This window comes from Mesorhizobium sp. M0587 (genome assembly GCF_040320945.1).
Classification (GTDB): domain Bacteria; phylum Pseudomonadota; class Alphaproteobacteria; order Rhizobiales; family Rhizobiaceae; genus Mesorhizobium.
Genome location: NZ_JAMYQP010000004.1, coordinates 51,733 through 64,558, shown reverse-complemented (window position 1 = coordinate 64,558; position 12,826 = coordinate 51,733). Strand labels below are relative to the sequence as shown.

Annotated in this window: 13 protein-coding genes; 11 read left to right on the top strand and 2 right to left on the bottom strand. The window is 64.6% G+C overall.

Features of this window, described 5'->3' with window-relative positions:
- Position 1: 1 nt before the first annotated feature.
- From NKI49_RS04970 to NKI49_RS04935, 8 genes are all read left to right on the top strand, one after another.
- A complete protein-coding gene (locus NKI49_RS04970; protein WP_352603172.1) occupies positions 2–1,261 on the top strand; it encodes a flagellar hook protein FlgE in 1,260 nt (419 codons plus the stop codon).
- A gap of 28 nt (positions 1,262–1,289) precedes the next feature.
- On the top strand, positions 1,290–2,744 hold the full coding sequence (flgK, locus tag NKI49_RS04965; RefSeq protein WP_352603170.1) for a flagellar hook-associated protein FlgK: 1,455 nt from the start codon (positions 1,290–1,292) through the stop codon (positions 2,742–2,744).
- Positions 2,745–2,748: 4 nt separating this feature from the next.
- Positions 2,749–3,792, top strand: coding sequence for a flagellar hook-associated family protein (locus NKI49_RS04960; RefSeq protein WP_352603168.1), 1,044 nt, complete (start codon positions 2,749–2,751; stop codon positions 3,790–3,792).
- A 28-nt stretch (positions 3,793–3,820) separates the two neighbouring features.
- On the top strand, positions 3,821–4,168 hold the full coding sequence (gene flaF, locus NKI49_RS04955) for a flagellar biosynthesis regulator FlaF (RefSeq protein WP_352603166.1): 348 nt from the start codon (positions 3,821–3,823) through the stop codon (positions 4,166–4,168).
- On the top strand, positions 4,165–4,611 hold the full coding sequence (gene flbT, locus NKI49_RS04950) for a flagellar biosynthesis repressor FlbT (protein WP_352603164.1): 447 nt from the start codon (positions 4,165–4,167) through the stop codon (positions 4,609–4,611). The genes flaF and flbT overlap by 4 nt, the downstream gene beginning before the upstream one ends.
- Positions 4,608–5,015: a flagellar hook assembly protein FlgD gene (flgD, locus tag NKI49_RS04945; RefSeq protein WP_352603162.1), complete on the top strand. Its 408-nt coding sequence runs from the start codon at positions 4,608–4,610 to the stop codon at positions 5,013–5,015. The genes flbT and flgD overlap by 4 nt, the downstream gene beginning before the upstream one ends.
- Positions 5,016–5,037: 22 nt before the next feature.
- Positions 5,038–5,304 (top strand): flagellar biosynthesis protein FliQ, encoded by a 267-nt coding sequence (gene fliQ / locus NKI49_RS04940; protein ID WP_027024211.1) that lies wholly within the window; start codon positions 5,038–5,040, stop codon positions 5,302–5,304.
- 267 nt (positions 5,305–5,571) lie between these two features.
- Entirely contained in the window at positions 5,572–7,215 is a 1,644-nt protein-coding gene (locus NKI49_RS04935; protein ID WP_352603160.1) for an MFS transporter, read from the top strand.
- 34 nt (positions 7,216–7,249) lie between these two features.
- Here the strand turns inward: NKI49_RS04935 and NKI49_RS04930 are convergent, their stop codons facing one another.
- A complete protein-coding gene (locus NKI49_RS04930) occupies positions 7,250–9,031 on the bottom strand; it encodes a chloride channel protein (RefSeq protein ID WP_352603158.1) in 1,782 nt (593 codons plus the stop codon).
- 155 nt (positions 9,032–9,186) lie between these two features.
- Positions 9,187–9,486, bottom strand: coding sequence for a putative quinol monooxygenase (locus NKI49_RS04925; RefSeq protein WP_027024208.1), 300 nt, complete (start codon positions 9,484–9,486; stop codon positions 9,187–9,189).
- A 116-nt stretch (positions 9,487–9,602) separates the two neighbouring features.
- Between NKI49_RS04925 and flhA the strand changes: the two genes are divergently transcribed.
- Genes flhA through NKI49_RS04910 form a run of 3 tightly spaced genes read left to right on the top strand, consistent with a single transcriptional unit; the run spans position 9,603 to position 12,824 of the window.
- Entirely contained in the window at positions 9,603–11,690 is a 2,088-nt protein-coding gene (gene flhA / locus NKI49_RS04920; RefSeq protein WP_352603156.1) for a flagellar biosynthesis protein FlhA, read from the top strand.
- Positions 11,687–12,439 (top strand): flagellar biosynthetic protein FliR, encoded by a 753-nt coding sequence (gene fliR, locus NKI49_RS04915; RefSeq protein WP_352603154.1) that lies wholly within the window; start codon positions 11,687–11,689, stop codon positions 12,437–12,439. Before flhA ends, fliR begins: the two co-directional genes overlap by 4 nt.
- Before the next feature lies 1 nt (position 12,440).
- Positions 12,441–12,824 carry a hypothetical protein gene (locus NKI49_RS04910; RefSeq protein WP_352603152.1) on the top strand — a complete coding sequence of 128 codons (384 nt, stop codon included), beginning with the start codon at positions 12,441–12,443 and terminating at the stop codon, positions 12,822–12,824.
- Positions 12,825–12,826: the final 2 nt, after the last annotated feature.

Below are 12,826 nucleotides of genomic sequence, written 5' to 3'. Positions count from 1 at the left end.
GATGAGCCTCTACGGAATGATGCGGACCGGCGTTTCCGGCATGAACGCCCAGGCGAACCGCCTGTCGACGGTCGCCGACAACATCGCCAATTCCGACACCACCGGCTACAAGCGATCCTCCGCCGAATTCTCGACGCTGGTCATGCCATCGACGGGCGGCGCCTACAATTCCGGCGGCGTCACCACGACGATCAGGCAGGCGGTCAGCGATCCGGGCGTGCTCCAATACACCACCTCGGTCTCCGACCTCGCCGTCAACGGCGATGGTTTCTTTGTCGTTCAGGATCCGAGCGGAACACCTTTGCTGACACGGGCCGGCGCCTTCGTTCCCGATGCGCAGGGCAGGCTGGTCAACGCGGCCGGCTTCCAGCTGATGGCCTACAGCTACGACAACGGCGTTCCCGCGGCGACGGTGAACGGCTTCGAAGGGCTGGTTCCGGTCGTGATCTCCGATCAAGGCATGACGGCGACGCCAAGCACCGAGGGCACCTACAGCGGCAATCTCCCCGCCGGCGCGACGCCGGTCGCGACCGCCAACCTGCCCGCCGCCAACGCTGCGGGCGCCCAGTACACGTCGAAATCCTCCATGGTTGCCTATGACAATCTCGGCAACAAGAAGCTGCTCGACGTCTACTTCACCAACACCGGCGCCGGCACCTGGCAAGTGGCGGTCTTCGATCAGTCGAAGGCCACCCCTGGAACATCGTTCCCCTACACCGCGGGCGGCTTTCTGGGTTCGGCCAACCTGACCTTCGACAACACCACCGGTAAGCTGACCGGCGCCACTACCGGCGTGTCGTTCACCGTGCCGAACGGCGCCAGCCTCAACCTCGATCTGTCGAAGCTGACGCAACTCGGCACCGGCTTCACGGTTTCGGACGCCGAGGTCAACGGCAACGCACCGAGCACCATCGACAAGGTGCAGATCAGCAAGGATGGCACCATCTACGCCCAGTACAAGGACGGCTCCACGAAGGCGCTCTACAAGATCCCGCTGGCCGAAGTGCAGAGCCCGGACCAGCTCAAGGCGCTTCCCGGCAACGTCTACGCGCAGGGCACCGAATCCGGCGCCGTGCGCGTCGGCTTTGCCAATGAAGGCAAGCTCGGTTCCATCGTCTCAGGCGCGCTCGAAAATTCCAACGTCGATATCGCCGAGGAATTGACCAACATGATCGCGGCGCAGCGCAGCTATACCGCCAATTCGAAAGTCTTCCAGACCGGTTCCGACCTGATGGATGTCCTTGTCAACCTGAAGAGATAAAACCGGGCACCGCCCGTGAAAGACCAGCATGTCGCTATCCACCGCATTGAGCATCGCCCAGTCGGCGCTTATGAATACCGCGCGGCAGACCAGCGTTGTCACGCGCAACATCTCCGACGCTTCGAGCCCGGATTATACGCGCCGCATCGCTGCCGTCACCAGCATGGCGCCAGGCGCGCGTTCGGTCGATATCCAGCGCGTTAGCAACGATCTGCTTTTCCGCCAGAACCTCGGCGCTCTTTCGGCCTGGAGCGGCCAGAGCACGCTCTACAGCGGCATGGATCAGCTGGACGTCTCGGTGAACGGCGTTGACAATGCCTCCTCGCCTTCGACCGCCATCGGCAATCTGCAGCAGGCGCTGCAGCTCTACGCCACTTCGCCGTCCAACCAGAATCTCGGCGCAAGCGTCATCGACGCGGCCAAGCAGGTGGTGCGCTCCCTGAACGAGGGCTCCAGGGCCATCCAGGATTTCCGCACTCAGACCGACGGCCAGATCGCCACGGCGGTGAGCGATCTCAATTCCCTGCTGAGCCAGTTCCAGGATGCCAACCAGGCGGTGATTTCCGGAACCCGTTCCGGTACCGACGTGTCCGATGCGCTCGACCAGCGCGACGCGCTGTTGAAGAAGATCTCGGACTACGTTCCGATATCGACCTTCACGCGCGGCGACAATGACATGGTCATCACGACCGGCGATGGCACGACGCTGTTCGAAACCATACCACGCGCCGTCAGCTTCACGCCTTCGGCCGGCTATACCGCCGGTGTCGGCGGCAATGCCGTCTATATCGACAATGTACCGATCTCGGCGGGAATCGGCGGCAACACCAGCGCCAGCGGCAAGCTCGCCGGCTTGCTGCAGTTGCGCGACGACATCGCCTCTACCATGCAGAGTCAGCTCGACGAGACCGCGCGTGGGCTGATCACGGCCTTTGCCGAGACCGCGCCTTCGAACCCCGATGCCGCCGGTCTGTTCACCTGGTCGGGCGCACCGGCCGTGCCGGCCGCGGGCACGCTGGTCGACGGCCTTGCCGCCACGATCAGTGTCAACGCCGCGATGGATCCGGGCACCGGCGGCAATGCAGCGCTGCTGCGCGACGGCGGCGCCAACGGCGCGGCTTATATCGCCAACACCAGCGGCGGCCCATCCTATTCCAGCCTGCTGATCGCCTATGGCGATCGGCTCGACCAGCCGATGACGTTCGATCCCGCCGCCGGGATTTCGGCAACGTCCAGCATTGCCGACTATGCCGCCAATTCGATCGGCTGGTTTCAGGGCGTGCGTCAGCAGGTCTCGACCGCCGCCGATGCAAAGGAAGCACTGGCGTCGCGCAGCGCCGAGGCGCTGTCCAACGCGACCGGCGTCAACGTCGATCAGGAAATGTCACTGATGCTCGATCTCGAACACACCTATCAGGCATCGGCCCGGATGATGAAAACCGTCGACGACATGATGACGGCCCTGTTGAACGCGGTGGGATAAGCCAATGACCTCAGTATCCTCGGCCGCCCTCTCCAATGCCATACGCTATCAGCAGATGCGCATGCAGGCCGAACTCGTCAAAGCGACCAAAGAGTCCTCGACAGGCAAGGTCGCCGACGTCGGCCTGGCGCTGGGCGGGCGTACCGCCCAGTCCGTCACTTTCTCGCGCGACCTGGACCGGCTCAACGTCATTATCGATTCCAACGGGCTGGTCGCGGCCCGGCTCTCGTCGACCCAGAAATCACTTGGCCAGCTCTCCACCGTGGCGCAGACCTTCCTGTCCAGCCTGACGACCGCGTCGTCGGGCGACAACTCCGATACGCTGACCCAATCAATGGGCCAAACGACGATCCAGCAGCTTGCCTCCATCCTCAACACCAGCGTCAACGGCGAATACCTGTTTGCCGGCACCAACACCGACGTCAAGCCGATCAACGATTTCACGGCGGCCGGGTCCGCCGCCAAGGCCGCCTTCGACGCTTCCTTCGTGTCCCATTTCGGTTTCACGCCCATCGATCCGGCCGCGGCCAACATCACCGCCGCCCAGATGGACGATTTCATCACCAACGACGTCGAACCACAGTTCCTCGGCGCGGGCTGGCAGACCAACTGGTCGAATGCCACCGACGAACAGATCGTCAGCCGCATTGCGCTCAACGAAACCACCGCGACTTCGACCAGCGCCAACAGCGACGGCATCAAGAAGCTGGCCATGGCAGCGGCCATGGTCTCCAGCCTGATGTCCACCAACATCAGCCAGGCGGCCAAGGACATGATCGTCGACCGTTCCGAGTTGCTGGTCGGCGAGGCGCTGAGCGGCATCGGCCAGGTCCAGTCGCAGACCGGCATCGTCCAGAAGCGGGTATCCGACGCCAGCGACCGTATGACGACGCAGGTCGACCTGTTCGAACGGCACATTCTCGATCTCGAAGCTGTCGATCCGGCCGAGGCCGCGACCCGCGTCGCCAATCTGACGCAGCACATCGAAACGTCCTTCGCTCTGACGGCGCGCCTCCAGCAACTCAGCCTGCTGAATTACCTGACCTGAAAACTCCAGCGGAACGGTAGAGCCAACGATGTACCAATTCTCCTACGCCGACATCCAGAGCACGTCCGTCTCGGATGCGAAGGATCGCGAACGGCAGCTCCTAACCCGCTCGATCGACATGCTGGCGGCGGCGGCCGCGATCGGCCGCGATTCTATGGAGGCGGTGGAGGCGCTGCATTTCACCAACCGCGTCTGGACCATCTTCGTCGAGGATCTCGGCTCGAGCGACAACGCGTTGCCAAAGGAACTGCGTGCCAACCTGATCTCCATAGGCCTGTGGCTGCTGCGCGAGGCGGAGGACATCCGCCAGGGTCGCACCAACAATTTCGAAGGGCTGATCGAAGTGTCCCAGATTATCCGGGACGGCATTCAATGAGCAACACGCTGAAGATATCGCTGAAGCCCAACGAAAAGATCTATATCAACGGCGCCGTTATCCGCGTCGACCGCAAGGTCACCGTCGAATTGATGAACGACGTGCAGTTCCTGCTCGAAAGCCATGTGATCCAGGCCGACGACGCCTCGACGCCGCTCAGGCAGCTCTATTTCATCCTGCAAGTCATGCTGGTGAACCCGACCGGCGCCGGCGAGGCACGCGAGATGTTCCGACGCTCGCTGCCGCTGCTCCTGGCAAGTTTCGAGGACGCCGAGATCGGCAGCGCGCTGAAGCAGATCGACCGCATGGTCGGCGAGGACCATATCTATGAGGCATTGAAGGCGATCCGTTCGCTTTATCCTCTCGAACGCCGCGCGCTTGGCGGCAATGACGATGTTGTGGGCGCACCGCGTCCGCTGGCAGTGGGAGCACGCTACCGATGACCGTGGACATGACGACGACGTTGCCGGTTGGCGCCAACCAGGCCACCCAGCAGACCTCGAAGACCGCTGTCGACTACCAGTCTTTCCTGAAGCTTCTGATCGCCGAGATGAAGAACCAGGATCCGACCAAGCCGATGGATTCGACGCAATATGTCGCCCAGCTCGCCACCTTCTCCCAGGTCGAGCAATCGGTGCAGACCAACACCAAGCTCGGCCAGATCATGCAGTCCTCGGCGCTGTCGCAGGCCGATGCGCTGATCGGGCGCTCGATCACCTCGGCCGATGGCAACACGACGGGCACCGTCGCTTCCGTGCGCCTTGCCAGCACCGGCCTCATCGCCGTGCTGCAGAACGGCACGGAAATCGCGGTCGGCCCGGGCGTTTCGGTCAAGGCGGCGAGCTGACGAGGCCGGCAGAGCCGATCCGATGAACGAGGCCGACGCTCTCGATATCGTCCAGTACGCGGTGTGGACGGTGCTGACCGCGTCCGCCCCCGTGGTGCTGGTCGCCATGGCTGTCGGCATCGGCATCGCCCTGATCCAGGCGCTGACGCAGGTCCAGGAGATCACCCTGACCTTCGTGCCCAAGATCGTCGCCATCATGCTGGTAGTGGCGCTGACCGGACCTTTCATCGGCAGCCAGATATCGGCCTTCACCAACGTCATCTTCGAGCGCATCGAAAACGGATTCTGAGCCCGCCGGGGAAAGTTGCGCCCGCGCGCCGGCGGCCAGACCAGCAACCGGCTCGCCGAAGCGCTACGGGGCCATCGTGAGCGACGCGCACCGGTCCATTCGTATCCAGTCTGACGCGGGATGGAGGGCTTGGACCGCCTCTATCTCATTGTTGGACCATGGTCTTTTTCGAAAGACATTCGCCCTTTGCGACGCCATGCCCTAGTTTCGGCAATGATCTGGGCGAACCGATCATCCGACGAATCAGCACGACATGGCAGGGACCCGATGATTGACGAAAAGCCGGAAAGCGAGGGCGTCTCGGCGCTGGCGCCCTTCCGGCACGGCATTTTCCGCGCGGTGTGGGCGGCAAGTCTCGTTTCCAATTTCGGCGGCCTGATCCAGGGCGTCGGCGCGGCCTGGATGATGACCACGATCGCCACCTCCTCCTATCAGGTCGCGCTGGTCCAGGCCTCGACCACCTTGCCGATCATGCTGTTTGCGCTCGTCGCCGGCGCCATCGCCGACAGCTTCGACCGGCGCAAGGTGATGCTGGTCGCCCAGATCTTCATGCTGGTTGTTTCCGTGCTTTTGACCGTGTTCACCTATTTCGGCCTGATCACGCCCTGGACGCTGCTCGCCTTTACCTTCCTGATCGACAGCGGCACGGCGCTGAACAGCCCCTCATGGCAGGCTTCGGTCGGCGACATCGTCCCCCGCAACAAGGTGCCCGCCGCCGTCGCGCTGAACTCCATGGGCTTCAACCTGACGCGCAGCGTCGGCCCGGCGATCGGCGGCATCATCGTCGCCGCGGCCGGCGCGGCGGCGGCCTTCGCGGCGAACGCGGTAAGCTATATCGGCCTCATCGTCGTGCTGGCGCGCTGGAAACCGGACCTGCCGGCATCGACCTTGCCGCGCGAAGCGCTGGGGGCGGCCATGGGCGCCGGCCTGCGTTACGTCGCCATGTCGCCCAACATCGGCAAGGTGCTGGTCAGGGGCTCGGCCTTCGGCTTCAGCGCCGGCGCGGTGCTGGCATTGCTGCCCCTGGTCGCACGCGACGTCGTCAAGGGCGATGCCTTGACCTACGGCATCATGCTTGGCGCCTTCGGCATCGGCGCCGTCGGCGGCGCATTGATCAGCGTGCGGCTGCGGCAGCTTCTGTCCAGCGAGACGATGGTGCGCTGTGCCTTCGCCGGCTTCGCGCTTTGCGCCTTCAATGCCGCCGCCAGCCAGCATGCCTGGCAGACGTCGCTCGGCCTGCTGGTCGGCGGTGCCTGCTGGGTGATCGCGCTGTCGCATTTCAACGTCACCGTGCAGATGGCGACGCCGCGCTGGGTGGTCGGGCGGGTGCTGTCGGTCTATCAGACCGCCACCTTCGGCGGCATCGCGCTCGGCAGCTGGATCTGGGGCGTCGTCGCCGACGCGCATGGCGCCGAATCCGCGCTGATCGCAGCCGGCATCGCCATGCTGGCCGGCGGCGCCATCGGCCTGCTTCTGCCGCTGCCGCAACAACAGGTGCTCAACCTCGACCCGCTCAATCGCTTCAAGGAACCGCATCTGGGCCTCGACCTGAAGCCGCGCAGCGGGCCCATCGCCATCATGATCGAATACATCGTCCGCGACGAGGACGTGCCGGAATTCCTCGCCACCATGGCCGAGCGCGGCCGCATCCGCCGCCGTGACGGCGCCCGCAACTGGACGCTGGCGCGCGACCTCGAAAATCCGGCGATCTGGATCGAGCACTATCACACACCGACCTGGCTCGAATATGTGCGCCACAACCGGCGCGCTACCCATGCCGACGCCGTCATCGGCGAGCGCGTGCGCGCCCTGCACAGCGGCGACGAGCCGCCGCGCGTGCGCCGCATGATCGAGCGCCCGACGACCGCCGGCACGGCCCTCGTGCCGATCAAGGGACCGATCGAGCACTGACCGAAACAAGGAGTTAGGTCGGCGTCCCGCGCTTCTAACCCTCGCCTGACAAATCCCGGCGTGCCTTTTCGAGTTCTTCGGCATAGCGCCGCATCAAATGGCCCTCGGTCAGAAGTCCGAGCACGATGTGGTCGGTGAAATCCTCGACGACGGCCAGTTCCTCGGCGCCGGCGCGCTGGAACGTCTCGGCGGCGGACTGCACGTTCATGCTGGGCACCAGGACGGCATCCTTGTACCTGGCAAGGTCGCGCACAGCGATCTCTCCGTCGGAGAGATCGCTGTGCAGTTCGGCGACGATCAGCATGCCGACATAATGATCCTGCGCCTCGACGGCGATGACGCGCTGGGCGGATCCCAGCGGCACCTGCTTGCGGAAGGCGGCAAGCGTCGTCGAGGCGTCGATGGTCTTGATGTCCTTGCGCATCATCGAGCCGACGGTGAGGCTGCGCATCCAGCCGACATCGTGGGCGCTGCGGATGGTTTCACCGCGCAAATGGAAGCGCCATGTCGAGAACGAATAGCCGAAGGTCTCGCGCACCAGGATCGCCGCCATGATCGAGGCGGCCAGGACCACGCCGGTAAGCGTCAGGTCGCCGGTCGATTCCAGCGCCAGGAACGTCATCGTCAGCGGACCGCCGACGACGCCGACGGCCAGCGAGGTCATGCCGACGACGGCGGCGACGGCGGGGTCGATGCCGGTCGCCGGCGAGACGAGGGCCATCACGCCCGCGAACGCCTTGCCGAGCAGCGCGCCGAGGAACAGCGAGGCGAAGAACAGACCGCCGCGAAAGCCCGACCCCAACGAAACCGCCGAGGCGGCCAGTTTCAGCACGAAGACGCTGGCCACCACGGTCAGCCCATAGTTCATGGCGAATTCGCGATGCAGCGCGCCATGGCCGCTGGACAGGACCTGCGGCGTGATCAATCCCAGCAGACCGACGATGATGCCGCCGATGACGGGACGCAGCGAGGCATCGACCGACAGCCTGGCAAAACCGCGTTCGATCAGCGTCACCAGTTGCATGATGGCGACCGAGGCCGCGCCGCCGAGCAGGCCAAGCAGCAGGAACGGCAGGTATTGGCCGGCGGTGAGCGCCGGCAGGCCTGAAAGCTCCAGCGGAAACGGCACTCCGCCAAACACCTCCGCGGTCAGCGAGGCCGAGACCGCCGCCGCCATCACCGGCGCCACATTGGCGACCGAATAGATGCCGATAACCAGCTCGAAGCCGTAGAAGGCGCCGGTCAGCGGCGCGTCGAAGGCGGCGGCGATCGCGCCGGCGGCACCGCAGCCGACCAGGACCCGGACATCGTTGCGGCGCAGCCTGAACATGCGCGCCAGCCTCGACGCCAGGCCGGACCCGACCTGCGTATAGCCGGCCTCCAGCCCGACCGAAGCGCCGAAGCCGCTGGAGATCATCGTCTGGCCGGCGATGATGAAGGTATCGGTCAGCGACATGCGCCCGCCATAGAGCGCGTTGGCCTCGATCGGATCGACCGGCGTGCGGAATTTCCGGATTCTCAGCCAGATCACCGTCAGCCCGAGCAGGATGCCGCCGATCGCCGGGACCAGCGCCTGCATCGGACTGGCGAGCGAGAACATGCCCGAAAGCCTGCCGCCGGGCTGCACGCCGAACAGCAGCCAGTGCAGGTTCTGCACGATCTGGCTCATCGCGGTGACCAGTATGCCCGCCATGCCCCCGACGACGCCGGCCAGGATGACCACCGCGATGCCGCGTGCCTCGAGCAGCGGCAGCGATCTGATCAGCACCGCGCGCAGCCGGCGGGCATAGACTTGCGGGTGGTTTCTGGAAAGCACCAAGGCGGCTCGCCGATATCGGAAAAGACAGGGAAGGCTCGCCTGATACGCCCGGCGGCATGGCATGGCAACCATATTGGCGATACCTTGCCACCAGCCGGCACGGATCCTGAAGTATTCGACGGCGGCTGAGCGGCATCCGGCCGGCGCGTCGCTCAGGTCGGCTTGGGATCGCCGGCTTCATAAAGCACGAGGTTGCGCTCGCCGATGCCGAGCGCCGGCCAGCTCGCACGCCAGTCCGCAATGTGCGGCGTGCGGAAATGCGCGTCGAGCGCTGCCCGGTCGCTCCAGACTTCCGTGACACGGATGAGCCCGGCGTCGAGGACATCCTGAGCATAGGAATATTCGAGGCAGCCGGGCTCGGCGCGGCTGGTCGAAACCATGCGTTCCATTGCGGGCTTTGCCTGCTCAAGCTTTTCCGGCGGCAAGCGAACGGTGCCGATGATCAGGAGCATGGTCTTTCCTTCTTTTGAGACGGTCGAACCAGCCAGTCTCCCACCCTCGCGCAAGCTTGGCCAGCTACCCTCGCCGGGCTGTCGCATGCTCGGCAGTCTATGGTTCGAGGACTTGAATGGCGATCAGCGAAAGCATCCAGCCCGGCGCGGTGGCCAAGAACGGCCGCGACATCTTTTTCGCGCTCGGCATCGTCATTATCCTGGCCGTGCTGTTCCTGCCGATCCCGGCCTTTCTCATCGACATCGGCCTTGCCTTCTCGATCGCGCTGTCGGTGCTGATCCTGATGGTGGCGCTGTGGATCCAGCGGCCGCTCGATTTCTCCTCGTTCCCGACGGTACTTCTCATCGCCACCATGCTGCGGCTGTCGCTCAACATCGCCACCACGCGCATGATCCTGTCGCACGGCAACGAAGGCACGCACGCCGCCGGCTATGTCATCGCCGGCTTCTCCAAACTGGTCATGGCCAGCGATTTCGTCATCGGCCTCATCGTCTTCATGATCCTGATCGTGGTGAACTTCATCGTCATCACCAAGGGCGCAACGCGTATCGCCGAGGTCGGCGCCCGCTTCACGCTCGACGCCATCCCCGGCAAGCAGATGTCGATCGACGCCGACCTCTCCGCCGGCATGATCGACGACAAGACCGCGCAGTTGCGCCGCCGCGAACTGGAGGAAGAATCCTCCTTCTTCGGCTCGATGGACGGCGCTTCGAAGTTCGTCCGCGGCGACGCCATCGCCGGCCTCATCATCACCGCCATCAACATCGTCGGCGGCATCGCCATCGGCTATATCAGGCACGGCATGGGCATGGGCGAGGCGGCCGACGTCTTCATCAAGCTGTCGGTCGGCGATGGTCTCGTCACCCAGATCCCGGCGCTCATCGTTTCGCTCGCCGCCGGCCTGCTGGTTTCCAAGGGCGGCACCCGCGGCTCGACCAACCAGGCCGTGTTCGGCCAGCTCGGTGCCCATCCGCGCGCGCTCTATGTGGCGGCAGCACTGCTGGTGCTGCTCGGCCTGATGCCCGGCCTGCCGTTCTTCCCCTTCTTCGCGCTCGCCGGCGGCATGGCTGGCCTCGGCTATGTCATTCCGATGCGCCACAACCGCGCCGTCGCCGAAGCCGAGGCGCTGAAGAACCAGGAGAAGGCGACCAAGGCCGAGGAAGAGAAGAACTCGGTCAAGGCGTCGCTCGCCACCGCCGAGATCGAGCTCCTGATCGGCAAGCAGCTTTCGACCCGGCTGCTGACGTCGCATCAGGAACTGGTCTTCCGCATGGGCAAGATGCGCAAGAAATTCGCCCAGCAATACGGCTTCGTCGTGCCGGAAGTGCGCGTCGCCGACGATTATGCCATCCCGCCGAAGAGCTACCAGATCAAGGTGCACGGCACCGTGGTCGCCGAGTACCAGATGCGTGTCGGCGAGATCATGGTGCTGCTCGGCAACCGCGATGTGCCTGAAATACCCGGCGAGGAGATCCGCGAGCCGGCCTTCGGCATGCGCGCCTATTCGGTGATGGAGACCTTCGCCGAGGATTTGAAGCGCGAGAACTACACCTTCGCCGACAACATGTCGGTGCTGCTCACCCATCTCTCCGAGGTCATCCGCAACAACCTGCCGCAGCTTCTGTCCTACAAGGACATGAAGGCGCTGCTCGAACGCCAGGACCAGGAATACCGCAAGCTCGCCGACGAGATCTGCACCACGCACATCTCCTATCCCGGCCTGCAGGCGGTGCTGAAGCTCCTGCTGGCCGAGCGCGTCTCGATCCGCAACCTGCATCTGATCATCGAGGCGATCGCCGAGATCGCGCCGCATGTGCGCCGCACCGAGCAGATCGTCGAGCATGTCCGCATCCGCATGGCCCAGCAGATCTGCGGCGATCTCTCCGAAGGCGGCGTGCTCAAGGTGCTGCGCCTCGGCAACCGCTGGGATCTCGCCTTCCATCAGAGCCTCAAGCGCGACGCCAAGGGCGAGGTGCGCGAGTTCGACATCGATCCGCGCCAACTGGAAGAATTCGGCCAGGACGCCACCAAGGCGATCAAGAAATTCCTCGAGGCCGGCGAGCGCTTCGTCCTCGTCACCGCGCCCGACGCCCGCCCCTATGTACGCATGATCATCGAGCGCCTGTTCACCACGCTGCCGGTGCTGAGCCATGTCGAAATCGCCAAGGGCGTCGAGATCAGGGTGCTCGGGACCATATCGTGAGCGTTCTCTCGCAAGGCGTCGTCATCGCGGCGTTCCTCGCCTTCTGCCGGATCGGTGCCTGCTTCATGCTGATGCCGGGCCTGTCCAGCGCCCGCGTGCCGGTGCAGGTCAGGCTGTTCGTGGCGGTTGCCGCCACCGGCGGCCTGCTCGCCTTCCTGTGGGACAAGATCTTCCCCTTCGTCGATCCGCGCCCTCAGGTGCTGGTGCCTATGATCATCTCGGAGCTTCTGGTCGGCGGGCTGATAGGCGCCATGACCAGGCTCTACATGGAAGCCTTGCGCTTCATGGGCTCGGCCATCGCCATGCTGATCGGCTATGGCGGCTCGGGCGGGCCGGCGATCGAGGAGCCGGAACCGCAGGCGGCCCTTGCCGCCATCATCTCGTTCTCGGCGCTGCTGATGCTCTTCGTCTTCGATTTCGACCATGAGATCGTGCGCGCGCTGGTCACCTCCTACACGGTCGCGCCGGTCAACGTCTTCTTCAACCCGCAGGCGGCACTCGTCGATGTCGCCGACACCGTGTCGGACTCCTTCTTCCTGGTCATCCGTTTGGGCAGCCCGTTCGTCGCCTATGCCCTTCTCGTCAACCTGACGATCGGCTTCGTCAACAAGCTGACGCCGCAGATCCCGATCTATTTCATCTCGCAGCCCTTCGTCATCGCCGGCGGCATGATCATCTTCTATTTCGCCGTCGGCACCATGCTGTCGCTGTTCGTCGACGGCTTTGTCGACCTGACGCTGGCGAGGTGACATGAGCACGCGCAAGGACCGCCTGAAGAAGCTGGTCAAGGTGCAGGAACAGTTGAAGGCGCTGCACGAAACCCGTCACGCCACCTTCCTGGCCGCCGCAAACGCCGCCGAGGCCGAAGCCAGGGATTTGGTCGGGCATTTCGACCAGGACAATTCCCTCTCCGGCCTGTTCCCCGACCTCTACCACCGCCGCATCGCCCAGGCCGTCATCCGCCAGGAGGCGAGCCTCGAAAGCGCCAAGCAGGAGGCCAGCCTGATCGCCGCGGCAAGCGCGCGCACCAACATGGTCGAGCGCGCCTACAAGACCGTACGCAACCGCGACGAGCGCGAGCGCACCGACCGCGAACGGCTGGACCTGATCGCGCAGAAGCGGGGGCAGGAGTAGAG

Bases quoted from the DNA above. Each gene is read 5' to 3' on its own strand.
- NKI49_RS04970 (WP_352603172.1), top strand. From the start codon at position 2: ATGAGCCTCTACGGAATGATGCGGACCGGCGTTTCCGGCATGAACGCC.
- flgK (WP_352603170.1), top strand. From the start codon at position 1,290: ATGTCGCTATCCACCGCATTGAGCATCGCCCAGTCGGCGCTTATGAAT.
- NKI49_RS04960 (WP_352603168.1), top strand. From the start codon at position 2,749: ATGACCTCAGTATCCTCGGCCGCCCTCTCCAATGCCATACGCTATCAG.
- flaF (WP_352603166.1), top strand. From the start codon at position 3,821: ATGTACCAATTCTCCTACGCCGACATCCAGAGCACGTCCGTCTCGGAT.
- flbT (WP_352603164.1), top strand. From the start codon at position 4,165: ATGAGCAACACGCTGAAGATATCGCTGAAGCCCAACGAAAAGATCTAT.
- flgD (WP_352603162.1), top strand. From the start codon at position 4,608: ATGACCGTGGACATGACGACGACGTTGCCGGTTGGCGCCAACCAGGCC.
- fliQ (WP_027024211.1), top strand. From the start codon at position 5,038: ATGAACGAGGCCGACGCTCTCGATATCGTCCAGTACGCGGTGTGGACG.
- NKI49_RS04935 (WP_352603160.1), top strand. From the start codon at position 5,572: ATGATTGACGAAAAGCCGGAAAGCGAGGGCGTCTCGGCGCTGGCGCCC.
- NKI49_RS04925 (WP_027024208.1), bottom strand. From the start codon at position 9,486: ATGCTCCTGATCATCGGCACCGTTCGCTTGCCGCCGGAAAAGCTTGAG.
- flhA (WP_352603156.1), top strand. From the start codon at position 9,603: ATGGCGATCAGCGAAAGCATCCAGCCCGGCGCGGTGGCCAAGAACGGC.
- NKI49_RS04910 (WP_352603152.1), top strand. From the start codon at position 12,441: ATGAGCACGCGCAAGGACCGCCTGAAGAAGCTGGTCAAGGTGCAGGAA.